23 protein-coding genes are annotated in these 21879 nt (G+C 63.5%); 13 read left to right on the forward strand and 10 right to left on the reverse strand.

The window, feature by feature from the left end; all coding sequences use genetic code 11:
* From OC610_RS05580 to OC610_RS05600, 5 genes are all read right to left on the reverse strand, one after another.
* Positions 1–718: M20/M25/M40 family metallo-hydrolase (locus OC610_RS05580; RefSeq protein ID WP_264426928.1), on the reverse strand; the 718-nt coding region annotated here is incomplete at its 3' end.
* Positions 711–1385: a DUF1028 domain-containing protein gene (locus OC610_RS05585; protein WP_264426929.1), complete on the reverse strand. Its 675-nt coding sequence runs from the start codon at positions 1383–1385 to the stop codon at positions 711–713. The genes OC610_RS05585 and OC610_RS05580, both read right to left, overlap by 8 nt.
* 10 nt (positions 1386–1395) lie before the next feature.
* Positions 1396–1806 carry a RidA family protein gene (locus OC610_RS05590; RefSeq protein ID WP_264426930.1) on the reverse strand — a complete coding sequence of 137 codons (411 nt, stop codon included), beginning with the start codon at positions 1804–1806 and terminating at the stop codon, positions 1396–1398.
* Positions 1806–3110, reverse strand: coding sequence for a flavin-containing monooxygenase (locus OC610_RS05595; RefSeq protein ID WP_264426931.1), 1305 nt, complete (start codon positions 3108–3110; stop codon positions 1806–1808). Before OC610_RS05595 ends, OC610_RS05590 begins: the two co-directional genes overlap by 1 nt.
* A 235-nt stretch (positions 3111–3345) precedes the next feature.
* Positions 3346–4260 (reverse strand): LysR family transcriptional regulator, encoded by a 915-nt coding sequence (locus tag OC610_RS05600; protein ID WP_264426932.1) that lies wholly within the window; start codon positions 4258–4260, stop codon positions 3346–3348.
* 119 nt (positions 4261–4379) lie between these two features.
* Here OC610_RS05600 and OC610_RS05605 point away from each other — a divergent pair, with 119 nt between their 5' ends.
* The 8 genes from OC610_RS05605 to OC610_RS05645 all read left to right on the forward strand — a co-directional run bounded on the left by OC610_RS05605 (position 4380) and on the right by OC610_RS05645 (position 11707).
* On the forward strand, positions 4380–5219 hold the full coding sequence (locus OC610_RS05605; protein ID WP_264426933.1) for a pirin family protein: 840 nt from the start codon (positions 4380–4382) through the stop codon (positions 5217–5219).
* Positions 5220–5271: 52 nt separating this feature from the next.
* A complete protein-coding gene (locus tag OC610_RS05610; RefSeq protein WP_264426934.1) occupies positions 5272–6360 on the forward strand; it encodes an alkene reductase in 1089 nt (362 codons plus the stop codon).
* 381 nt (positions 6361–6741) lie between these two features.
* Positions 6742–7164 carry a nuclear transport factor 2 family protein gene (locus tag OC610_RS05620; RefSeq protein WP_264426935.1) on the forward strand — a complete coding sequence of 141 codons (423 nt, stop codon included), beginning with the start codon at positions 6742–6744 and terminating at the stop codon, positions 7162–7164.
* Entirely contained in the window at positions 7161–7916 is a 756-nt protein-coding gene (locus OC610_RS05625; protein WP_264426936.1) for an SDR family NAD(P)-dependent oxidoreductase, read from the forward strand. Before OC610_RS05620 ends, OC610_RS05625 begins: the two co-directional genes overlap by 4 nt.
* 3 nt (positions 7917–7919) lie before the next feature.
* Positions 7920–9167, forward strand: coding sequence for an NAD(P)/FAD-dependent oxidoreductase (locus OC610_RS05630; protein WP_264426937.1), 1248 nt, complete (start codon positions 7920–7922; stop codon positions 9165–9167).
* Positions 9164–9979, forward strand: a complete 816-nt coding sequence (locus tag OC610_RS05635; protein ID WP_264426938.1) for a DUF1365 domain-containing protein — start codon at positions 9164–9166, stop codon at positions 9977–9979. Before OC610_RS05630 ends, OC610_RS05635 begins: the two co-directional genes overlap by 4 nt.
* Positions 9951–11219 (forward strand): SAM-dependent methyltransferase, encoded by a 1269-nt coding sequence (locus tag OC610_RS05640; RefSeq protein ID WP_264426939.1) that lies wholly within the window; start codon positions 9951–9953, stop codon positions 11217–11219. The genes OC610_RS05635 and OC610_RS05640 overlap by 29 nt, the downstream gene beginning before the upstream one ends.
* On the forward strand, positions 11219–11707 hold the full coding sequence (locus OC610_RS05645; protein ID WP_408636543.1) for a DUF2878 domain-containing protein: 489 nt from the start codon (positions 11219–11221) through the stop codon (positions 11705–11707). The genes OC610_RS05640 and OC610_RS05645 overlap by 1 nt, the downstream gene beginning before the upstream one ends.
* A 17-nt stretch (positions 11708–11724) precedes the next feature.
* Here OC610_RS05645 and OC610_RS05650 read toward each other — a convergent pair whose 3' ends face one another.
* From OC610_RS05650 to OC610_RS05665, 4 genes are all read right to left on the reverse strand, one after another.
* Positions 11725–12030: a DUF6482 family protein gene (locus OC610_RS05650; protein WP_264426941.1), complete on the reverse strand. Its 306-nt coding sequence runs from the start codon at positions 12028–12030 to the stop codon at positions 11725–11727.
* Positions 12027–12566 carry a DUF3833 domain-containing protein gene (locus OC610_RS05655; protein WP_198796529.1) on the reverse strand — a complete coding sequence of 180 codons (540 nt, stop codon included), beginning with the start codon at positions 12564–12566 and terminating at the stop codon, positions 12027–12029. The genes OC610_RS05650 and OC610_RS05655 overlap by 4 nt, the downstream gene beginning before the upstream one ends.
* Positions 12563–13129, reverse strand: coding sequence for a chalcone isomerase family protein (locus tag OC610_RS05660; RefSeq protein ID WP_264426944.1), 567 nt, complete (start codon positions 13127–13129; stop codon positions 12563–12565). Before OC610_RS05660 ends, OC610_RS05655 begins: the two co-directional genes overlap by 4 nt.
* A gap of 90 nt (positions 13130–13219) precedes the next feature.
* Positions 13220–14275, reverse strand: coding sequence for a LacI family DNA-binding transcriptional regulator (locus tag OC610_RS05665; protein ID WP_264426945.1), 1056 nt, complete (start codon positions 14273–14275; stop codon positions 13220–13222).
* 127 nt (positions 14276–14402) lie between these two features.
* On the opposite strand from OC610_RS05665, the gene OC610_RS05670 reads away from it, so the two are divergent.
* From OC610_RS05670 to OC610_RS05680, 3 genes are all read left to right on the forward strand, one after another.
* A complete protein-coding gene (locus OC610_RS05670) occupies positions 14403–15359 on the forward strand; it encodes a sugar phosphate isomerase/epimerase (RefSeq protein ID WP_264426946.1) in 957 nt (318 codons plus the stop codon).
* Positions 15343–16512, forward strand: a complete 1170-nt coding sequence (locus tag OC610_RS05675; protein ID WP_264426947.1) for a Gfo/Idh/MocA family protein — start codon at positions 15343–15345, stop codon at positions 16510–16512. Before OC610_RS05670 ends, OC610_RS05675 begins: the two co-directional genes overlap by 17 nt.
* A gap of 140 nt (positions 16513–16652) precedes the next feature.
* The gene (locus OC610_RS05680; protein WP_264426948.1) at positions 16653–17555 is read left to right on the forward strand and encodes a sugar phosphate isomerase/epimerase family protein; all 903 of its coding nucleotides are present in this window, start codon (positions 16653–16655) and stop codon (positions 17553–17555) included.
* Positions 17556–17564: 9 nt separating this feature from the next.
* Here the strand turns inward: OC610_RS05680 and OC610_RS05685 are convergent, their stop codons facing one another.
* Positions 17565–18023, reverse strand: a complete 459-nt coding sequence (locus OC610_RS05685) for a metallophosphoesterase family protein (RefSeq protein WP_264426949.1) — start codon at positions 18021–18023, stop codon at positions 17565–17567.
* Between the two features lie 127 nt (positions 18024–18150).
* Between OC610_RS05685 and OC610_RS05690 the strand changes: the two genes are divergently transcribed.
* Both OC610_RS05690 and OC610_RS05695 read left to right on the forward strand, forming a co-directional pair.
* On the forward strand, positions 18151–19719 hold the full coding sequence (locus OC610_RS05690; protein ID WP_264426950.1) for a sensor domain-containing diguanylate cyclase: 1569 nt from the start codon (positions 18151–18153) through the stop codon (positions 19717–19719).
* Positions 19720–19836: 117 nt separating this feature from the next.
* Positions 19837–21840: a peptidase U32 family protein gene (locus OC610_RS05695; RefSeq protein WP_264426951.1), complete on the forward strand. Its 2004-nt coding sequence runs from the start codon at positions 19837–19839 to the stop codon at positions 21838–21840.
* Positions 21841–21879 lie beyond the last annotated feature (39 nt).

Here is a 21879-nt window from a genome sequence, read left to right on the forward strand (position 1 = left end):
TCACGCCGACCTGCACCGTCGAATACGCCGGATCGAAGCGCGCGTCGTGTCGCGAAGGCTCGGCCAGCTCCGCGCCGATCTCACCCAGATGGCCGATCAGCCGCGCGGCTTGCTCAATGGCGTTGACCCCGTAAGGCGCGTAGGCCGAATGACAAGGCGCGCCCTTGACATGGCAACGCATCGCCAACTTGCCCTTGTGGCCCAGCACCGGTTGCAGTTCGGTGGGTTCGCCGATCAGGCACAAGGTCGGTTGCGCAATCCGTTGCTGCAGGACTTCCAACAGACCGCGCACGCCCAGGCAACCGACTTCTTCGTCATAAGAGAACGCCAGGTGTACAGGGCGCGTTAACGGGCTGGACAGGAATGTCGGCACCGCCGCGAGCACTGAAGCCAGGTAGCCTTTCATGTCCGCCGTACCGCGTCCGAACAACTTGCCGTCCCGCTCGCTCAAGCGGAACGGTTCGACCGTCCAGGCCTGCCCATCCACCGGCACCACATCGGTGTGCCCGGACAACACCACGCCGCCCGGCACCGACGGGCCGATGCTCGCCAGCAGGTTCGCCTTGGTGCGCTCGGCGTTGTAGATCAGCTCGCTGCTCACCCCCAGGCCGTGCAGGTAATCGCGAACGAACTCGATAAGGGCCAGGTTCGAATCGCGGCTGACCGTGGCAAAGCCCACCAGTTCGGCGAGCAGTGCTCGGCTGCGCAGCTCACTCATCGCCTGGCACCCCGTAGCTGGGCGCCTGGGTCGGATCGAGGGCGCGCGTGAGGTAATCTTGCAACTGCGGCTGATAGGCGAGCCAGAGTTTTTCCAGTTCGCCGATGGGGTTTTCTTCCGCCCAATCGACCCGCAGATCGACGATTGGCCAGGTCAGGTCGTCCACCACCGACAGCGCCGCCGAATGCACCGCCCCGGCTTCGCCACCGGCGGCCTGGCCCGCTTGCAATGCGCCCAACAGCCGGGACGCAAGACTGCCCTCGCCCTGCTCGAATGCCGCGACCATGGCGGCGATGACGCCATCGCCCGCCAACAGGTTGCCGGCCGCCACACACTGCCCACCGACCACGGCGCCATGGACACCCAAGGCGTGGCGACCACTGAAAACCGCCGTACGCCCCTGGGCATCCACCACGGCGACCTGGCGATACTCGCTGTAGCCGTTGCGCGCCAGGGCACGGTCCAGCGCCTCCTGCGCAACCGATCCGGCAGCCAGTTCGTCGAGAATCTGCGGCCCCAGCGCAGGCAATGTGATGTTCTGGCTCGACACCGCGCCTACCCCGGCCCGCAGCCAGGGGCAACGGGCGCCGACGGCGATGCTCGACGAGCTGATGGCGATGCCCAGCTGGCCGGTTTCGGCACAGCGTCCGACGATGGAAAACGTCATGTCGTGCTCCTTATTCTGGAATGACCGCGATCACGTCGATTTCCATCAGCCACTGCGGCTGGCCGAGGGCGCTGACCACCAGCCCGGTGGAAATCGGGAAGACGCCCTTGAGCCATTTGCCGACCTCCTGGTACACCGGCTCGCGGTAGCGCGGGTCGATCAGGTAGGTGGTGGTCTTGACGATGTGGCTCAGGTCGCTGCCGGCTTCTTCCAGCAATTGCTTGACGTTGCGCATGGCCTGCTCGGCCTGGGCACGCGGGTCGCCGAGGCCGACCAGCCGGCCGTCGAAATCGGTGCCGACCTGTCCACGGACGTACACGGTATTGCCCGCGCGCACGGCCTGGCACAGGTCGTTGTCCAGGGTCTGGTTCGGGTAGGTGTCCTTGGTGTTGAACATGCGGATGCGAGTATGAGTAGGCATCAACGAACTCCCGTCAGGCTGGTTTTCAAAGGTTGCGAATCGCGCTGGGATGCATCGCGGTAGTCAAAGTACGTGCGTTGTTTGACGATGTGGTCGGTGATGTGCCGGGCGTCGTGCCACACGCCCCAGATGAACGCCGAGCCGCGCCGCGACTGCCATGGCAGGCCGACGAAATAGAGACCGGGCTCGCTGCTGACGCCACGCTGATGGCGAGGCTTGCCGTCGGCTTTCAGCACATCGACGTTCAGCCAGCTGTAGTCCACCGAATAACCGGTGGCCCAGATGATCGTGCGTACGCCCGCCTCGGCCAGGTCCAGCTCCTGGATCGGATGGGTCATGCATTCAGGGTCGGGCAACAACCGGCGCGCCTCCGGTTCGGGCGGCAGGTCCAGGCCATTGCGCTCGATATAGGCATCGGCGGCGTCGAGCAAGGCCAGGTAGTTTTCATCGCCACGGGCGATGTTCTCGGCAAGGTTGGACTCGAAACTCACCACGCTGCCGTCGAACGCCCGGGTCAGGCCCACCAGGGTGATGCCTTCGTGGGCCAGCCGACGAAAGTCCACGGTATGGCCGCCCCGCGCCCCGCTCACGGCGATGGTCACGTGCTCCTTGCCCGGCTTGACCGCTTCGGCATCCCACTCGCCCAACACCCCCAGCCACCAGCAGAAGTCCCGGTTGCGATAGGCCCGCGGAGGGCGATCGTGGGCGCCGACAGAGAGGTAGACCTGCTTGCCGGCGCGCTGCAATTCATCGGCGATCTGCACCCCCGACGACCCCGCGCCGACCACCAGCACGGCGCCTTCGGCCAACTGCGCGGGGTTGCGGTATTGCGCCGAATGAATCTGCGTGACTGTGGCTATCTCAGGCGCGATGGGCGGAATGACCGGGCGCTGGAAGGGCCCAGTGGCGACTACCACATTGGTGGCTTCGATCAGGCCGTCCGACGTATCAACGGTGAAACCCGGGCGACCGACAGTGCGCTCGACCTTGCGCACCTCCACCCCGGTGCGAATCGGCGCATTGAATTTGCGGGCGTAGGCTTCGAAGTACTCGGCCACCTGGTCCTTGGAGGCAAAGGCATCGGGATCCAGGCAGGCGAATTCGAGGCCGGGGAAGCGGTCATGCCAGGCCGGGCCGTTGGCGACCAGCGAATCCCAGCGCGCCGTGCGCCAGGCCTCGGCGATGCGGTTGCGCTCGACCACCAGGTGCGGCACGCCTTGGCGGCTCAAATGTTCACTCATGGCGACGCCGGCCTGGCCGGCGCCTATTACAAGCGTATCGATGCGTAGGGTTTCAACGGGCATGTCTGGGCACTTCCGGCAGTGGGTTTGGCTCAGGTCGGCGTGGCGCCGCCTCGGGTATCTTTTCTTGTTGTTCTGCGATTGCAGCTATCGAAATGAGCTGTCGAGGCGATTGTGTTGGCAGGCAGGAATTTGCGAAACGAGGCTTTTTATTGCGGCTGGGAAGGAAAAAACTGCTCGGTCCGGCGTTGCGCCAACCGAGGGCAATCCAAGGTCAAAAAGTACCGAAAAGGTGCGTTCAGCGCGGCCGAGCCGGAAACGCCTTGAGCTCGAGTTTCTCCATCACCAACCCGATGAATGCCGAGACCGCCAAGGGCAGTTGCCGTCGGCTGGGGTAAAGGACGTTCAGGCCGAAGCCGTTGCGTTGGTACTGTGGCAGCACGCGTACCAGTTGGCCGGTTTCCAGGTCCATGGCACTCAACGCCGACGGCAACACGGCAATGCCCAGGCCCGCCACCGCGGCCTTGCGCAACGCCTGGGCGGTGTTGGCGTTGAAGCGGCTGGATATCTGCACTTCCACTTCATGGCCATCCGGACCGATGAGCTGCCACTGGCTCAGTCCGCTGGGATGGGGGAAATTCACGCTGTGATGCCGAGCCAGGTCGTCCAGCGACGTCGGCATGCCCCACGCAGCGATGTAGGCCGGACTGGCCACCATGCCGTCGCTGGCATTGCCGAGCAGTTGCCGGCCGACATACCCCGAGTCCTGCAGCACACCGCCTCGAAACGCGACATCGATGCGATCGGCAATCAGGTCGACCCGGGCATCGCTGAGCACGAAATCGAGTTGCACTCGCGGGTGCGCGGCGAGGAAGTCGGCAATCCATTCCATCGGGAAGAAATCGAAGAAATCCGCCATCGCGGCGATCCGCACCAGGCCGGCTGGTTCGTCACTGCCGTGCATCAGTGCCTGGCCCGCATCCATCAAGCCGTCCACCGCGCCCACGCAACGCTCGTAGAACCCCTCGCCCACTTGGGTCAGCGTGAGCTTGCGGGTGGAGCGCTGCAGCAACCGCGCGCCCAACTGCGCTTCCAATTGCTGGACGCGCCGGCTCACGGTGTTCGAAGGCATGCCCAGGCGCCTGGCCGCTTCGGCAAAACTGCCGCAGCGCACCACTTGGACAAACAGCGCCACGTCGTTCAGGTCCAGCATCGGAATTCCTTCGTTTAATGGATGAGTTCAATCCGATTGTATCGACTAATCAAGCTATTGGAAGCCGCTTACTCTTTCTCCATCGAAACCAACGTGCTCCGAAACGGCGAGGACCTCTCATGAACAGCATCGTCGCGACACCACCGCGCGCCATCGTCCACCGCACCCGCGGCAGCAGCCACGGCCCCATTACCCGACTCATGAGCCCCGGCGATCTCGGCCAACTGTGCAAACCTTTCGTGTTCCTCGACCTGTTCGAATTAAACGCCAAGGGCATGCCACGCGGCTTCGGCATGCACCCTCATTCCGGGATCGCAACGCTGACCTACATGATCGAGGGCGAAGTGATCTACGAGGACACCACCGGCAAATCCGGCACGCTACCGAGTGGTGGCATGGAATGGATGCAAGCCGGCAATGGCGTGTGGCATGACGCCCGGCCCGTTGGCGGCTCCGCCATACGCGGTTTCCAGCTCTGGGTAGCGTTGCCGCCGGCCCAGGAGAATGCCCCGGCCCACAGTGTTTATCTCGCCCCCTCGGAGATTCCCCGGGAAGGTCCGGCGTGGGTCCTGCTTGGTGAGTACGGTGCTGCGCGCAGCGCGGTTAACGCCCCCGCGGGCATGAACTACCTGGCCGTGCAGCTCAAGGACAAGGAGCGCTGGCGCTACACGCCGCCGGCCGGACATGAAGTTGCCTGGCTGGCCGTTAACAGCGGCAGCCTCGACGTGGGCGCACATGTCGCTGCCGGGGAGATGGTGATCTTCCAGGAATCCAGCTCAGCCATCGACATCGTTGCCCGGGGCGCGACCTCCTTCGTACTCGGTTCAGCGGTCAAGCATCCCCACGACCTGGTGATGGGTCACTACTCGGTCCACACCAGCGAGGCAGCACTGGAACAGGGCGAAAGCGAAATCCGCCGCATCGGCGGCCAGTTGAAACAACAAGGGCGGTTGGCCTGATCGCCCTTCGAACTCCATGCATCTCATCCTTCCATTACGTCAGAGGTACACCATGAGCAACATCGGTCTTGATCTTCTGCTGTCCCACGTCCAGGTCGGCAAGCTGTCCTTGAAAAACCGCATGGTCATGGCGCCCATGACCCGCAGCCGCGCCGGCGACGGCGATGTCGCGACGCCGCTCATGGCCGAGTATTACAGCCAGCGGGCCAGCGCCGGGCTCATCGTCACCGAAGGCTCGCAGGTTTCGGCACAGGGCAAGGGCTACCTGCGCACGCCGGGGATTTTCACGGCAAAGCAGGTTGTCGGTTGGAAACAAGTGACCGACGCGGTCCATGCCCAGGGCGGGCAGATCTATCTGCAGCTCTGGCATGTGGGCCGGTTGTCCCATTCCCTGGTCCAGGCTGACGGCGCCCTGCCCGTCGCCCCGTCGGCGATCAAGGCCGACGGCGAAATCTATACCGCCGAGGGCCTCAAGCCCTATGAATTGCCCCGTGCCTTGGCGCTGGATGAGATCCCTGGCGTGGTCGATGATTTCCGCCAGGCCGCCGTCAACGCCAAGCTCGCCGGTTTCGACGGCGTGGAAATCCACGGCGCAAACGGCTACCTGATCGACCAGTTCCTGCGTGACGGCACCAACCAGCGCACCGATGCCTACGGTGGCTCGATCGAAAACCGCGCGCGCTTCCTCAAGGAGGTGATCGAGTCGGTGATCGAAGTGTTCGGTTCCAGCCGCGTTGGCGTTCGCCTGTCGCCGATCTTCAGCTATTTCTCGATGAGCGACAGCCATCCCCAGGCAACTTTCGACTACGCGGCCCGCATGCTCAGCCGCTATGGCCTGGCGTACCTGCACATTGTGGAATTGGGCGAAGGCGCGTTCGACTTCGTCGAGCTCAAGCGGCGCTTTGGTGGCCCGTACATCGCCAACGGCGGCTACAGCGCTGAACGTGCGGGGGCGGCGATCAGCCAGGGCTCGGCGGACTTGGTGGCGTTTGGCACACCGTTCCTGGCGAACCCGGACCTGGTGGAGCGTTTCCGCTTGGGTGAAGCGTTGAATGCGCCCGATCCAGCCACGTTCTATCAGGGTGAAGAGGCTGGTTATACGGATTATCCGACCCTGGCGATGGTTGAAAGGCAGCCATGACAACTAACAATCGGCTGCCCCGTCGCCTCACCAGAGACCGCATTTAAAGCCGATAACCGTGGCGAGGGAGCTTGCTCCCGCTGGGTCGCGAAGCGGCCCTGAGATCTTTGGATGTTCAGCCACAGCATTGATGTACACCACAGCCCCCTGTGGGAGCGAGCCTGCTCGCGAAGGCGGTATCACAGCCAACATCTTCAATGACTGACCCACCGCTTTCGCGAGCAAGTCCGCTCCCATTTGGATATGCGGCAGCTATAGCACTCATGTGCGTTGTACAAATAAACAAAAACCTATACAAATTTCTTTATCTTGTACAACTCATGCAGTACGCTCCGAATACTTGTACACAAACAACATCGTGTACAACTTTCGGAGCCTGACATGTCTGCCTTTCTCAAGGGTTTCGCCCACACGTTCGCCGAGCTGGATGCCAGCCGCCTGGCTGAACTCGACAGGCTCTACAGTACAGACGTGGTGTTCCAAGACCCCTTGCACCGGGTCGAAGGGCTGCCGGCCCTGCGCGAATACTTCGCCCAGCTCTACGCCAACGTCAGCGACCTGCATTACGACTTCCATGGCTACGATGAAACCGGCCCCGGCGAGGGCTACCTGCGCTGGACGCTGCGCTTTCGTCACCCGCGCCTGAACGGCGGGGCGCCGATCGAATTGCCAGGCTGCACCTACTTGCGCTGGAACGACCGGGTCTATCTGCATCGGGATTTCTTCGACGCCGGCGCCCTGCTCTACGAGCACTTGCCTCTCTTCGGCCCACTGATTCGCTGGCTCAAGCGGAGGCTGGCATGAGCCGCATCTGGCTGACCGGTGCCAGCAGCGGCATCGGCGCCGAGCTGGCTGCGGTGCTGCTCGGACAGGGCCATCGCCTGGCGTTGAGCGCTCGGCAGGTCGGGCCACTGCAAGCCTTGGCCGAACACTTTCCGGATCAGGTGCTCGTCCTTCCGGGAGACGTGACCGATCCGGAGCAGATCGCCGCCATCCTCCAGCGCATCGACCGCGAATGGGGCGCCCTCGATCAGGTGATTCTCAACGCTGGCACGTGCGAATACCTGGAACCGGGGCAGTTCGACACACGCCTGGTGGAGCGCGTACTCGACACCAACCTGCTCGGCACTTGCCATTGCCTGGAAGCGGCCCTGCCCCTGTTGCGCCGAGGCCAAGCCCCGCATCTGGTCGCGGTGTGCAGCGCGGTGACCTGGCTGGCCCTGCCCCGGGCCGGCGCCTACGGTGCCTCCAAGGCTGCGTTGCGTTACCTGCTCGAATCGTTGCGCATCGACCTGGCCGCAGAAGGCATCGACGTCACCCTGGTGAGCCCCGGTTTTGTCGATACGCCCCTGACCCGGCGCAATGACTTCCCGATGCCCCAGATCTGGTCGGCACAACGGGCCGCGCAGCACATCGCGCGACGCCTGGCCGCGCGCCCGCTGGATATCGCGTTTCCGTGGGCCTTCATTTTTGTCATGCGGTTGCTCGGGCACCTGCCTGCGCGCTGGCGCCTTGCGCTTGGCCGTCGTCTGTCACGCAACACAGAGGAGGCTTGAAACATGCGCATCGCGATCATCGGCAGCGGCATCTCGGGCCTGACCTGCGCCTACCTGTTGGCCCGCCAGCATCAGGTTACCGTGTTCGAAGCCGATGGCAGAATCGGCGGCCATACCCATACCGTGGATGTCGATTGGCAGGGCCAGCGCTACGGCGTGGACACCGGCTTCATCGTGTACAACGACTGGACCTACCCGAACTTCATTCGCTTGCTGGACCAGTTGGGCGTGGCCTCGCGTCCGACGGAAATGAGTTTCTCGGTGCATGACCCGGCGTCCGGCCAGGAATACAAAGGGCACACCCTGGGCAGCCTGTTCGCCCGCCGGCGCAACCTGTTGTCTCCGGGGTTCTGGGGCATGCTGCTGGACATTCTCAGGTTCAACCGCGAGGCGACTGCGGACCTCAAGGCGCAGCGTATCGACGGCGCCACTCGACTGGGTGATTACCTGCGCGACCGACGCTACGGGCAACGGTTCATTGAGCATTACATCGTGCCGATGGGCTCGGCGATCTGGTCGATGTCGCCAGCAGGGATGCTGGAGTTTCCGCTGCAATTCTTCGTGCGGTTCTGCCACAACCACGGGCTGCTGTCGGTCAACCAACGGCCGCAATGGCGAGTGCTCGAAGGTGGCTCCCGCGCCTACATCGACCCGTTGTGCGCCCGCTTTCGCCAGCGCGTTCATCTCGACTGTCCGGTGCAGCGGGTCACCCGGGACGCCGACGGCGTGACCGTGCACAGCCATCGTGGCCCGGAGCGATTCGACAAGGTGGTCTTCGCCTGTCACAGCGACCAGGCCCTGGCGCTGCTCGATACCCCAAGCGTCGATGAAGTCGATGTGCTCGGTGCCCTGGCCTACGCCCACAACGAGGTGCTGCTGCACACCGACACTCGATTGTTGCCACGGCGCCAGAATGCCTGGGCGAGCTGGAACTACCGTCTGGGCGGTCCGCCACAGGCACCTGCCGCATTGACCTACAACATGAACATTCTCCAGGGGTTCGATGCGCCGGTGACGTTCTGCGTGAGCCTGAACCAAAGTGCGTCGGTGGACCCGGCCAAGGTCCTCGCCCGCTTCGACTACGCCCATCCGCAATACAGCCTCGCCGGGATCGCCGCCCAGGCCCGGCAAAACGAACTGCAAGGGCGTCACCACAGTTATTTCTGCGGGGCCTATTGGGCCAACGGCTTCCACGAAGACGGCGTCGTCAGCGCACTCGCCGTGGCGGAGCATTTCGGAGAAGTGCTTTGAACAGCAGCGTGTGCCATGGCTGGATCGATCATCGGCGCCATACGCCCCGCGTCCATGGGTTCCGCTATCCGATCGGCATGCTTTACCTGGACCTCGCTGAACAGGCGCAGGTGCTGGACCTGTCGCGCTTGCTGCGGCCATGGCGCGTGGCGCCGCTGTGCTGGCGTGAGCGTGACTACCTGCCGGCCCTTACTCTCGCGGGCATCCCGCTGATTCAAGCGGTGCGCAAAGTCGTAGGGCAAGCGCTGGGCTCCGTTCCTCAAGGCGCAATCCATCTGTTGACCCAACCACGCAGTTGGGGCCTGTCCTTCAATCCGGTGAGCTTCTATTTTTGCCACGAAACCGACGGGCGCCTGGCCGCAATTCTCTGTGAAGTGCGCAACACACCCTGGCGTGAGCGCCACCATTACGTGCTGCCGGTAACCCCCGGCGAGCCGCACCTGTTCCAGGTCGCCAAGGCGTTCCATGTCTCGCCGTTCCTGCCACGGGACATGGACTACCGCATGCGCTTCCTGATCCAGGACTCGCACATCCGCGTGCGCATGGAGAACTGGCGTGCTGGCCAAAAGGTGTTCGAGGCCGACCTTGCACTGCAACGTCGCCCCCTCGACGCGCCAGCGCTGCGTCGCTATGTGCTGGCGTTTCCGTGGATGAGCCTGCGCACCGTGAGCGCCATCTATTGGCAGGCCCTGCGCCTGCTCTTCAAACGCACGCCCCTGCACGACCATCAGGCCAGCGATGGCGACCTGAGCGTCGGCGAAACCGTCCATAAGGATCCAGACCATGTCCGAACCCACCCTGAGCGTCACTAAGGCCAGCACCGGCTGTCCGTTGAGCGGTGGCCTGTTCAAACAGGCCGTACTCGCACAACTGCGCCGCCTGCTTCACGGCCACCTGCGCCTGGTGATTGATGGCGAGCCGTTGAGCTTTGGCGACGTGTCCAGCCCTCTGGAGGCCGAGGTCGAGATACTGGACAGTGCCGTCTGGGGCATGGTCGCCAGCAATGGTTCGATCGGTGCCGGCGAGGCTTACATCCACGGTTACTGGCGCAGCAACGACCTCACCGCCGTCACTCGCCTGTTCGTCGCCAACCTTGACGTGCTCGACGCCATGGACAGCGGTCTGGCTCGCCTCGGCCGGCCTTTGCTGCGCGGCTTGCACTGGCTCAATCGCAACAGCCGCAAAGGCTCGCGGCGTAACATCATGGCCCATTACGATCTGGGCAACGCGCTGTTCGAACGCTTGCTCGATCCCACGATGATGTATTCCGCGGCCATGTTCGAACACCCCGGACAAAGCCTCGAAGAGGCCCAGGTCAATAAGCTCGAACGCACCTGCCAGAAACTTGATTTGCGACCCGGCGACCACCTGTTGGAGATCGGTACCGGTTGGGGCAGCCTGGCCATTCATGCTGCAACCCTCTACGGCTGCAAAGTCACCACTACGACGCTTTCCCAAGAGCAGTACGCGCACACCTGCCAACGTGTCGCAGCGCTAGGCTTGCAACAACGCATCGAGGTGCTATGCCAGGACTACCGCGACCTGGAGGGACGCTTCGATAAACTGGTGTCCATCGAGATGATCGAAGCCGTCGGCCACCGCTATCTGCCCGACTACTTTCGCCGCTGCGCCGCGCTGCTCAAGGACGACGGCCTGATGCTGATCCAGGCCATCACCATCCGCGACCAGCGTTACGACCAGGCCCGGCGTTCGGTGGACTTCATCCAGCGGCACATTTTCCCCGGAGGGGCGCTGCCATCCCTGTCGATGCTGCTCAAGACCGCCAGCGCCCAGACGCCGCTCAACTTGTTGCACCTGGAAGATTTTGGCGCGCACTACGCCCGCACGCTCCGCCACTGGCACGACAACTTCCGCCAGTCGCGCCAAGCCCTGCTGGAGTTGGGTTATGACGAGACGTTCCAGCGCCTTTGGGAGTTTTACCTGTGCTATTGCGAGGGTGGGTTCCAGGAGCGTGCCATTGGCGTCGCACAACTGCTGTTCGCCGCCCCCGGGGCCCGCCCCGCGCCCTTGCTGGAGCAACGTCAAGCATGATCAGTCGCACCGCGCTGATTGCCAATGCGCTCTGGCTGCAATTGGGCTGGTGGGCGTGTGTACTGGGTGCGCACCAGCCGGCATGGCTTGCTGCCGTGGTGGTTGGATTGCTCGCTCACCTACTGTTGTGCCCCGACCCGAAGGCCGAGCGCCGGGCGATGCTGCGTGTCGGTGTGAGCGGCATGTTGCTGGATGGGAGCCTGGGGATCTTGGGCCTGTTCGAATTCGCTGAAAGCCCGTTGCCGCTGTGGCTGGCGCTGCTCTGGCTGGTTTTTGCCAGCGGGCTGCGCCACAGCCTGGCATGGGCTGGAAAAAAGCTGTGGCTTGGCGCCCTCGCGGGCGCAGTCGGCGGCCCCCTCGCCTACTGCGCGGGCGCACCACTGACAGGTGTTTCACTGCCGCTGGGGATGCTCGGCACCGCGCTGGTGCTGGCGCCGCTATGGGCGATAGGGCTGCCGCTGGCCGTACGCCTGGCCGACGCCCAGTAGCCACGGCATCGGCCTGTCTACCAAGGCTCATCCAGGAAAAGCGGCAGGCGCAGCGGCTCGATCAGCCCTTCACGCTGGCCGCACATTTCATCATGGACAACCTGTTGAATCAGCGTACAGGGCAGGCGCGGCACATCGCGCAACAGCTCCCGCAGATGCGTGGTGGAGCGAACTCGAAACGAATGTCCCGACTCGTCAAGCAACGTGAGCACTTTCCGGTCCAATCGGACACGTAGAAGGTAGATTCCGCCTTCCAGTGAGAGCAATTCCAACTCGACGATCCGACCCTCGACGGCCAGTTGGAGCAGTTCTTTCAAAGTCATTGCATGTCCCCCGCCTGGCGACGGAAGAACAGCGTCACTTGTCCCAGTTCGATGCCGGCTTTGCTCATGCTGGAGCGGTTGATCAGCGTGTCCTCGTCCATCAGGTACATCCAGTCGTCAAACGTCACCTCGTAAGTGGAATCGTCCACTTGCAGGTTCAGTCGATAGCGCCAGCGCAGCGCATTGCCCGCCACCTCCCCCAACGCCTCGCCAATTACATCGTCGGCGCGGCCACTCCAAAGGCCCGGGCCGGTTGGCGTCAATGTCCAGACCCTACGCTGCCGGCTGCCATCGCTGTAGAGAAAACGCTCGTCGAGTATCAGTCGATCGCCCTCGCGACGGCTGGAAATATCCACTTCGAAACGCTTGATCACTTCGCCCGAGCGCTTCTGATAGATGCCCCAGGCCTTGACGGGTTTGCTGAAGAAACGCTCCAGGTCGAGTTGCGGTTGCTGGTCGGCATAGCGGCCTACGTTGACATTGCCGCAACTGGTCAGGCCCATCACCAGCAACAAGATGGCCAGCAGACGGATCATGGCGTGCTCCTTTTTGCGTTTGACGTATCGAGCCCCAGCAATCGTTGGCGCAACTCGGGATGACGCGTGCGCGGATCGAGCCAGATCGAGAAAAAACATCGGGAGAACAGCGTGTCGGCAATCTCGCGGGAAAGGCGTCCATCGACATAAAAGCGACTGCCTTGGCCGGGCAGGTACACGCCGGTGATGCGAGTGCCGGGTTGCACATCGACAAAGGCACCGCGCATCTGCGCCGCCCAGGCTTCCAGGCGCCCGGCGTCCTGCACCGTGCCGGTGACGCGTTGCATTTCCTCAAGGCTGGTTTCGACCAGGTCCTGCTTGCTGATGCGGCGCCGATAATCGAGTTCAAGGGCAAAAGGCGTGTCCAGGCTCGGCTTGGACACGGTGCTCCAGAGCCGCGCCCGGTAGACGGCGAACCCGTACCAGCGAAAATCTGCCTCGCCGATCAGATCCGCTCCGGGCAAGGCCTCGCGCCAATCCGCCAAGGCATCACTGGCGTACAGCGCCAGCGCAAGGCTCATTACACTGATCAAGCGGTGGCGGGCGGCTAAGGATCTGGGCATGGGCAAGCAACCGGTTTGCGAAGGCAAACCGATATTTGTACAAGATTAGAGTTTTGTACAGCTTTTTTGCAGGCAAATACCTTGGGGATTTTAGACGCTTTCCGGTACATCAACCTGCAGCGGCACCACCCGCCTCGCCACCGGCCCTGCCGACGTGGCCGTCGCAGCCTCGACCAAGGCATCGACGGCCTCTTCCGCCAAGGCGATCACCGGATGGGAAAGTACTGCCTGGACCAACCCGGTCTTCAACGCGTCGCGGGTCAGCGGCGTGAGGTCATGGCACACCACCACGGGCAGGCGCAGTTGCCGTTCCTGGAGGCTGCGCAGGGCGCGCAACACCCCGGCGATGCCGCCGCCGGCGACGTAGAGCCCCGCCAGGTCGGGTTCTGCCGTGAGCAAGTCGACGGTGTTGCCATAGGCAAACTCGTCATCCTCCAGGGTCAGGCGCGAGGCGAGCAGTTCCCACTCGTTGGAGTGCTCCGCCAGGTAGCTGCGAAAGCTCAGTTCGCACAATTCCTGGCACTGGAAACGCTGGCTGCTGAGCATGACCGCCGCTGGACCGGGCTGCCTGGTGAGGCGGCTGATGAACCAGCCAGCGGTGCGTCCGGTCAGCCGGTTGTCAAGGCCGGCATAGCCGGTGCCGGCGCTGCTCGATAATTCCGACAGCAACGCCACCACCGATATGCCTGTCTCACGCAATCGGGCCACCGCCTCGCGCACCCTGGGGTGATCGACCGCCACCACGCCGAGGCCGTCCACCTGGTCGCGCAGGGCCAGGATGCGTTGCGCCACGTTGACGGGGTCGAGGTCGTCCAGGTAACCGATCACCACCCGAATGCGCGCTCGCGCGCAGGTGGCGGCGGCGTTTGACAGGGCGTGGGCCAGCCCTTGGTAGAACGGCACCCCGCTTTTCTGCAACAGGAAGCCCAAGCGCAAGGTGGGACGGTCGTTGAGCACGCGTTGCTCGATCACGCCCTTGGCATGAAAGCCCAAGCGCGCCGCTGCTGCCGCGATGCGCTGGGCGGTGTCGGCGCGGACATCGGCGCGCAGGTTCAGAACTCGGTCGACGGTCGACAGGCTCACGCCGGCTTCCCGGGCGACGTCGGCCATGGTCGGTCGTAGTTTTCGGCGGGGCTGCTTTGACATGTCTTGACACCTCTTTCCGGCATCATGAGGGGTTTTGACACATTAAGCCATCGCCCCATGGCCCGCTCCGCGCCGAGGCAATAGCATCGGGGCAAGACAAAAACAACAACACCGCCGGAGTGCTTCCATGGCGATTCACATCTGCACGGCGCCCTGCTGCTGGGGCGTCGATGACATCAAGAACCCGTTCCTGCCAGCGTGGCAACGGGTGCTGGGCGAAGCCGCCGAGGCGGGTTATCGCGGCATCGAGTTGGGGCCTTGCGGCTATCTGCCGCTGGAGGCCGAGACCCTCAGCCCAGCGCTGTCGGAGCACGGCCTGCATATCGTCGCGGGGACGATTTTCGATGACTTGGTGAGTCCGGCCAACCTGCCGGAGTTGCTGCGCCAGGCCCACGCCATCTGCGGATTGCTCAAACAGTTGCCGCCCATCGAACCGCAACCCGGCCAACGCTTCGGCGGCCCCTACCTGGTGATCATCGACTGGGGCCACGACGAACGCGACTACGCCGCTGGTCATTCAGACCGTGCACCGCGTCTGGACGACGCGCGCTGGAACACAATGATGGCGCACATCCGCGCCATCGCCGACATCGCCTGGCACGCCTACGGCATCCGCGCGGTCATTCATCCTCACGCGGGCGGTCATATCGAGTTCGCCGATGAGCTGGCGCGGCTGGTGGATGACATTCCCCACGACGTCGCTGGATTGTGCCTGGACACCGGACACCTCTATTACGCAGGCATGGACCCCCTCGCATCACTGCGTACCTACGCTCACCGCGTGGATTACCTGCATTTCAAGGACATCGACCCGGCGGTCTTCGACCAGGTGTTGAACGAGCATATCCGCTTCTTCGCCGCCTGCGCCCGGGGCGTGATGTGCCCGATCGGGCGTGGCGTCATCGATTACTCGGCGTTGCATCGCCTTCTGCATGAGCTCGGTTACCAGGGCTGCATCACCGTCGAACAGGAACGCGACCCTCGCAATGCCGCCACCAGCCTGGAAGACGTGGCGGCCAGCCGTGCCTATCTCTCCCGCATCGGTTTTCAAGGGCAAAGGAATCCTCATGATCAACGGCAGTAACATCCTTGCACGGCCCCTCCGCTGGGCCATGGTCGGCGGCGGCGAGAATAGCCAGATTGGCTACATCCACCGCTCGGCCGCCCTGCGCGACCGCAACTTCGAACTGGTTGCCGCCGCGCTGGATATCGACCCCGAGCGTGGCCGGGTCTTTGGTCAACAGCTGGGGATCGACCCGGCGCGCTGTTATCCGGACTACCTGAGCCTGTTCGAGCTGGAAGCGCAGCGGCCCGACGGCATCGAGGCGGTGTCGATCGCCACCCCCAACGGCACGCACTACGCCATTACTCGCGCGGCCCTTGACGCCGGCTTGCATGTGGTCTGCGAAAAACCGCTGTGCTTCACCCTCGACGAGGCCGAGGCGCTGCGGGGCCTGGCGAAATCCAAGGGCCGCATCGTCGGCCTGACCTACGGCTATGCCGGGCACCAGTTGATCGAGCAGGCCCGGACGATGATCGCCGCCCACGAGCTGGGGGAGATTCGCATGGTGCATATGCAGTTCGCCCACGGTTTTCATAGCGCACCGGTAGAGGCCCGGAACCAGGCGACGCAATGGCGCGTCGATCCGCGCCAGGCAGGGCCCAGTTATGTGTTGGGCGACGTGGGCACGCATCCGCTGTACCTGTCCAAAGTCATGCTGCCCGACTTCCAGATCAAGCGCCTGATGTGCAGCCGGCAAAGCTTCGTCGCCAGCCGCGCCCCGCTGGAGGACAACGCCTACACCTTGATGGAATACGAAAGCGGCGCGATGGGCATGGTCTGGTCCAGCGCGGTGAACGCCGGTTCCATGCACGGCCAGAAGATCCGCGTGATCGGGTCCCGGGCGAGCCTGGAATGGTGGGACGAACGTCCGAACCAGCTGAGTTTCGAAATCCAGGGCCAACCCGCGCAAACCCTCGAGCGCGGCATGGGCTACTTGCATCCCGACGCGCTGCAAGACGATCGCATCGGTGGCGGCCATCCCGAAGGGCTGTTCGAAGGCTGGTCCAATCTTTATCGCCGCTTCGCCCTCGCCATGGACGCTGCCAATCGTGGCGACACCGAGACGCTGGCCGCGCTGCGCTACCCCGACATCGACGCTGGCGTGGACGGCGTGCGCTGGGTCGAGCGTTGCGTGGAATCGGCTAATAACGATTCAACCTGGGTCGCCTACTAACCCGCTGCGAGAGAATTCCTGTGGCGAGGGAGCTTGCTCCCGCTGGACTGCGCAGCAGTCCCAAAAAAGGGGCCGCTTCGCGCCCCAGCGGGAGCAAGCTCCCTCGCCACGGTCATGAACGTTCCCCAAGGAGAAAAACAATGAAAATCGCCCTCGATCCCTACATGCACCGCCACCTGAGCCTGCCGGACCTCTGTCGCAAGACCGCCGAGCTCGGCTACGAATATCTGGAGCTGTCGCCACGGGAAGATTTCCTGCCGTGGTGGGTTCGCCCGCGGGCCCACAAGGAACGCATCGCCGAATTCAAGAAAGCCCTGCGCGACCATGGCCTGCAATTGGCTTCGCTGCTACCCATGTACCGCTGGGCCAGCCCGCACGAGGACGAGCGCCGGGCAGCGGTGAACTATTGGAAAGAAGCGATCCAGGTCGCCGTGGAGATGGGCTGCACCACGATGAATTCGGAATTCGGCCGCGGGCCGTCACCGGATCGCGGGCATAAGGTCAGTTGCTGTGGCGGCGTGCACAGCCATGAGTCGAGCGAAGCGGCCTGGTGGCGTTCGATGGAGGAACTGGTGCCGATCCTCGAATCCGAAGGCGTCACGCTCAACGTCGAGCCACATCCGGAGGACTGGTGCGAGACGCTGCACCCGGCCCTGGACATGCTCAAGACCATCGGCTCGGACAACGTCAAGTTCCTCTACTGCACGCCACACACGTTCTACTTCGGCGATGACATGAAGGCCATGATCGCCGAAGCCGGGTCGATGATTGCCCACGTGCACATCGCCGACACCTACAACCACAAGGCCTCGTCCGGCCTGCGCTACATCGTCAACCCGCCCGGCGCCAAAGTGACGGTGCACCAGCACATGGACATGCACCAGGGCGAGATCGACTGGGACCTGTTCTTTGGCGAGCTGGCCAAGACCGGCTTCGATGGCATCGTCACCGCGTGCGTGTTCGGCTGGGAGGAACGCGCAGATGAATCCGGGCGCTTCATGCGCCAGGAAATCCAGGCCTACGTCGACAAGTATTTCAGGTAAACCCGCTCGTCACGGCAGCAACGGCACGATCCGCGGCTCGATCGCCTGTTCGCTGATCTCCAGCAGCGCCAGCGTCACCGGCAGCTTGAAACGCCGCCGGCCGGCGCTGCCAGGGTTGAGGTAGAGCCGCTCGCCGCGCCATTCGATCAGCGGTTTGTGGGAATGGCCGGTGACCACCAGTCTCACGTCCGGGCCAAGGGGCGTCGGCATGTCGGCGATGTCATGGACCAACAGCATTTGCCATCCGCCGAGGTCGAACTGCAGGCAATCGGCGATGTGCCCTGCCCAATCAGCCGCCAAGTCATTGTTTCCCCGCACCACATGCAGCTCGGCGATGGCGGACAATGCTTCCAGAATCTGCGGGCTGCCTATATCACCGGCATGAATGATCCGCTCGCAGCCTTGCAGCGCCGCAAGCGCTTCGGGGCGCAGCAGGCCGTGGGTATCGGAAATGACGCCAACTTTCATGAACCTTCCTCTTGTGGCGTGTGTCGTGGGCTATATCTGCCACGTCGCAGTTAGCTAACGTGCTGAAATCGAATAGGATAGGCTCCGCGCTGAAAGCGCGCGCACCTGTCGTGGAAAGGATATGTCAATGCTCGGACGCAAGCAGCCAGAGCCAAAAAACGAAAGCCCCGATGAAGCCTTCTCCCAGCAGGCTGTGCGAGCTGGGGCGGCATTTCGGCTGACCGTCAGTTTCATGCTTGTGGTCATCATCGCCTTCCTGGCCGTCGAAGGTTGGCGGACATGGCGTGATTATCGCGCGGCCTTCGCCTCCGCCCGCGATTCGGTGACAAACCTGGCACGGGCAACCGCCCAGCACGCCGAAGACACCATTCGACAAGTGGACGTGGTGACCGCCGCCCTCGCCGAACGCGTGGAAGGCGATGGTCTGCAAAACATGGACATACCGCGCATCCATAGGCTGCTGGTGCAACAGGCCGCGATCATGCCGCAGTTGCACGGGTTGTTCATCTATGGCCCCGATGGCCAGTGGCTGGCGACGGACAAGGAGGTGATCCCGGAAACGGCGAACAACGCCGACCGCGACTATTTCCTGTACCACCGCACCCACGAGGACCGGGGTGTACGCATCGGCGAGGTGATCAATAGTCGCTCCACCAATGACTTGATCATTCCTGTCTCCAGGCGCCTGAACAACCCCGACGGATCGTTCGCGGGCGTGCTGCTCGGGACCGTCAAGGTCAGCTATTTCGTCGATTACTACGGTGATTTCAAGATCGACGACAAGGGCGCGCTGGTCCTGGCGACACGCAGTGGAACGATCCTGGTGCGCCGGCCTTTCGTCGCCTCGGTGATCGGCAAGAGCCTGGTCAACAGCGTGATTTTCCGGGAGCATTTGCCCACCTCCAACCAGGGCATCGCCGAAGCCAGGGCCGTCGTCGACGACACCGAGCGCCTCTACGGCTACCGGGCCCTGACCACCTACCCTTTGGTGGTGGAAGCCGGCCTGTCCCGGGATTCAATCATCGGCCCCTGGCGTCGCGACCTGCTCAAGACCAGCCTGGTGCTGGTGTTCCTGATCTCGGTACTGGTGGCTTTCGGTCTCATCGTGCTGAGCCAGTTGCGCTACCGCATGACCATGGAAAAACAGATCCGCAGCGCCCACCAGGCCATGCGCGACATGGCGCTGACCGACAGCCTGACCGGGCTGGGCAATCGCCGGCGGCTGGACATTGCCCTGGCCGATGAGCTGCGCCTGGCCAAGCGCCAGGGTTCGTCCCTGGCCCTGATCATGCTCGACGTCGATTACTTCAAGCGCTTCAACGACCGCTACGGCCACGCCGCCGGTGACGACTGCCTGCGGGCCATCGCCGGCGCGATCGGGCAGACGATCAAGCGGCCAGGTGACTTGGCGGTCCGCTACGGCGGCGAGGAATTCACCGTGTTGCTGCCCAACACCGACAGCACTGGCGCCGCCCAGGTCGCGCAGCAGATCCTCGAAGCCGTCCGGGCCTTGAACATCGAGCATGGCGATCATCCCTTGGGGATCGTGACCATCAGTGCTGGCATCACCACCTGCCAGCCAGGCAACGAGGACGCAACCCCGGCCATGCTGATCAAGGCGGCGGACGCGTTTTTGTACCTGGCGAAGAACACCGGGCGAAACCGCTGGTGCAGTGCCGGTGCATCCCGGCCCTGACGCGGCAATCAACCGCATATCGCCTCATATCGCCCAATGTCGGGTTGCGCAGGTGCCGATCCGGCGCCTGGCGGCTACAATGCGCGCTTCGACCGTGACCAGCCTGACTAAAAAAACATGTCCTTGCCTAAACATCATCTGGAATTGCTCAGCCCCGCCCGCGACGTGAACATCGCCCGCGAGGCCATCCTGCATGGCGCCGACGCCGTGTACATCGGTGGCCCGAGTTTCGGCGCGCGTCACAACGCCTGCAACGAGGTGAGCGATATCGCCCAGTTGGTGGAGTTCGCCCACCGCTACCACGCCCGGGTGTTTACCACGATCAACACGATCCTGCACGACAACGAGCTGGAGCCGGCCCGCCAGTTGATCCACCAGCTCTACGATGCTGGCGTCGATGCCTTGATCGTCCAGGACCTGGGCGTGATGGAACTGGACATCCCGCCGATCGAGCTGCACGCCAGCACCCAGACCGACATTCGCACCCTCGCCCGGGCGAAATTCCTCGACCAGGCCGGTTTTTCGCAACTGGTATTGGCCCGTGAGCTGAACCTGCAGGAAATCCGCGCCATCGCCGACGAAACCGACGCGGCCATCGAGTTCTTCATCCACGGCGCGCTGTGCGTGGCGTTTTCCGGGCAGTGCAACATCTCCCACGCGCAAAACGGCCGCAGCGCCAACCGTGGCGATTGCTCCCAGGCCTGCCGCCTGCCGTATACCCTGAAAGATGACCAGGGCCGGGTGGTCGCCTACGAGAAACACCTGCTGTCGATGAAAGACAACAACCAGAGCGCCAACATCCGCGCCCTGGTGGAAGCTGGCGTGCGCTCGTTCAAGATCGAGGGCCGCTACAAGGATGCGGCCTATGTGAAGAACATCACTGCCTACTATCGCCAGCGCCTGGACGATGTCCTCGAAGACCGCCCCGACCTGGCCCGCGCCTCCAGTGGCCGCATCGCGCATTTCTTCGTGCCGGACCCGGACAAGACCTTCCACCGTGGCAGCACTGACTACTTCGTCAGCGAGCGCAAGATCGACATCGGCGCCTTCGATTCGCCGACGTTCACCGGCGTACCGGTGGGCGTGGTGGAAAAAGTCGGCAAGCGCGACCTGCAAGTGGTGACCTCTGATCCACTGTCCAACGGTGACGGCCTCAATGTGCTGGTCAAGCGCGAAGTGGTGGGTTTCCGGGCCAACATCGCCGAGCCCAAGGGCGAATTCGTCGATGACGAAGGCCAGAAGCGCTACCGCTACCGCGTCGAGCCCAACGAAATGCCGACCGGCATGTACCAGTTGCGCCCCAACCATCCGCTGAGCCGCAACCTCGATCACAACTGGCAGCAAGCGCTGCTCAAGACCTCCGCCGAGCGCCGTGTGGGCCTGGCCTGGGTCGCACAGTTGCGTGAAGAGCGCCTGGCGCTGACCGCCACCAGCGAAGAAGGCATCAGCGCCAGCGTGGCCCTCGACGGTCCCTTCGGCCTGGCGAACAAGCCGGAGCAAGCCCTGGAACAATTGCAGGATCTGCTCGGCCAACTGGGCACCACCGAGTATCACGCCACGTCGATCAAGCTGGACGCGCCCCAGGCTTTTTTCATTCCCAACTCCCAGCTCAAGGCCCTGCGCCGCGAGGTGATCGAAGCCCTGACCACGGCACGCGTCGCGGCGCACCCACGGGGCGGGCGCAAGGCCGAGACCACGCCACCGCCGGTGTACCCGGAATCGCACCTGTCATTCCTGGCCAACGTCTACAACCAGAAGGCCCGGGACTTCTACCACCGCCACGGCGTCAAGCTGATCGACGCGGCCTTCGAAGCCCATGAAGAAACCGGCGAAGTGCCGGTGATGATCACCAAGCATTGCCTGCGCTTCTCGTTCAACCTCTGCCCCAAGCAAGCCAAGGGCGTCACCGGCGTGCGCACCAAGGTCGCGCCGATGCAACTGATTCACGGCGATGAAGTGCTGACGCTGAAGTTCGACTGCAAGCCCTGCGAAATGCACGTGGTCGGCAAGATCAAGGGGCACATCCTCGACCTGCCGCTGCCGGGCAGCACCGCGCAGCCGGTGGTGGGACATATCAGCCCGGAAGATTTGCTCAAGACCATTCCGCGCGGGACGCATTGAGTCCAGTCACCACCGAACCCTGTGGGAGCGAGCTTGCTC

Source organism: Pseudomonas agronomica (genome assembly GCF_025917275.1).
GTDB lineage: Bacteria > Pseudomonadota > Gammaproteobacteria > Pseudomonadales > Pseudomonadaceae > Aquipseudomonas > Aquipseudomonas agronomica.

Excerpts from the sequence above, each read along its gene's own strand:
- OC610_RS05585 (WP_264426929.1), bottom strand. The coding sequence starts at position 1,385 with ATGACGTTTTCCATCGTCGGACGCTGTGCCGAAACCGGCCAGCTGGGC.
- OC610_RS05590 (WP_264426930.1), bottom strand. The coding sequence starts at position 1,806 with ATGCCTACTCATACTCGCATCCGCATGTTCAACACCAAGGACACCTAC.
- OC610_RS05595 (WP_264426931.1), bottom strand. The coding sequence starts at position 3,110 with ATGCCCGTTGAAACCCTACGCATCGATACGCTTGTAATAGGCGCCGGC.
- OC610_RS05600 (WP_264426932.1), bottom strand. The coding sequence starts at position 4,260 with ATGCTGGACCTGAACGACGTGGCGCTGTTTGTCCAAGTGGTGCGCTGC.
- OC610_RS05605 (WP_264426933.1), top strand. The coding sequence starts at position 4,380 with ATGAACAGCATCGTCGCGACACCACCGCGCGCCATCGTCCACCGCACC.
- OC610_RS05610 (WP_264426934.1), top strand. The coding sequence starts at position 5,272 with ATGAGCAACATCGGTCTTGATCTTCTGCTGTCCCACGTCCAGGTCGGC.
- OC610_RS05620 (WP_264426935.1), top strand. The coding sequence starts at position 6,742 with ATGTCTGCCTTTCTCAAGGGTTTCGCCCACACGTTCGCCGAGCTGGAT.
- OC610_RS05625 (WP_264426936.1), top strand. The coding sequence starts at position 7,161 with ATGAGCCGCATCTGGCTGACCGGTGCCAGCAGCGGCATCGGCGCCGAG.
- OC610_RS05630 (WP_264426937.1), top strand. The coding sequence starts at position 7,920 with ATGCGCATCGCGATCATCGGCAGCGGCATCTCGGGCCTGACCTGCGCC.
- OC610_RS05640 (WP_264426939.1), top strand. The coding sequence starts at position 9,951 with ATGTCCGAACCCACCCTGAGCGTCACTAAGGCCAGCACCGGCTGTCCG.
- OC610_RS05650 (WP_264426941.1), bottom strand. The coding sequence starts at position 12,030 with ATGACTTTGAAAGAACTGCTCCAACTGGCCGTCGAGGGTCGGATCGTC.
- OC610_RS05655 (WP_198796529.1), bottom strand. The coding sequence starts at position 12,566 with ATGATCCGTCTGCTGGCCATCTTGTTGCTGGTGATGGGCCTGACCAGT.
- OC610_RS05660 (WP_264426944.1), bottom strand. The coding sequence starts at position 13,129 with ATGCCCAGATCCTTAGCCGCCCGCCACCGCTTGATCAGTGTAATGAGC.
- OC610_RS05665 (WP_264426945.1), bottom strand. The coding sequence starts at position 14,275 with ATGTCAAAGCAGCCCCGCCGAAAACTACGACCGACCATGGCCGACGTC.
- OC610_RS05670 (WP_264426946.1), top strand. The coding sequence starts at position 14,403 with ATGGCGATTCACATCTGCACGGCGCCCTGCTGCTGGGGCGTCGATGAC.
- OC610_RS05675 (WP_264426947.1), top strand. The coding sequence starts at position 15,343 with ATGATCAACGGCAGTAACATCCTTGCACGGCCCCTCCGCTGGGCCATG.
- OC610_RS05680 (WP_264426948.1), top strand. The coding sequence starts at position 16,653 with ATGAAAATCGCCCTCGATCCCTACATGCACCGCCACCTGAGCCTGCCG.
- OC610_RS05685 (WP_264426949.1), bottom strand. The coding sequence starts at position 18,023 with ATGAAAGTTGGCGTCATTTCCGATACCCACGGCCTGCTGCGCCCCGAA.
- OC610_RS05690 (WP_264426950.1), top strand. The coding sequence starts at position 18,151 with ATGCTCGGACGCAAGCAGCCAGAGCCAAAAAACGAAAGCCCCGATGAA.
- OC610_RS05695 (WP_264426951.1), top strand. The coding sequence starts at position 19,837 with ATGTCCTTGCCTAAACATCATCTGGAATTGCTCAGCCCCGCCCGCGAC.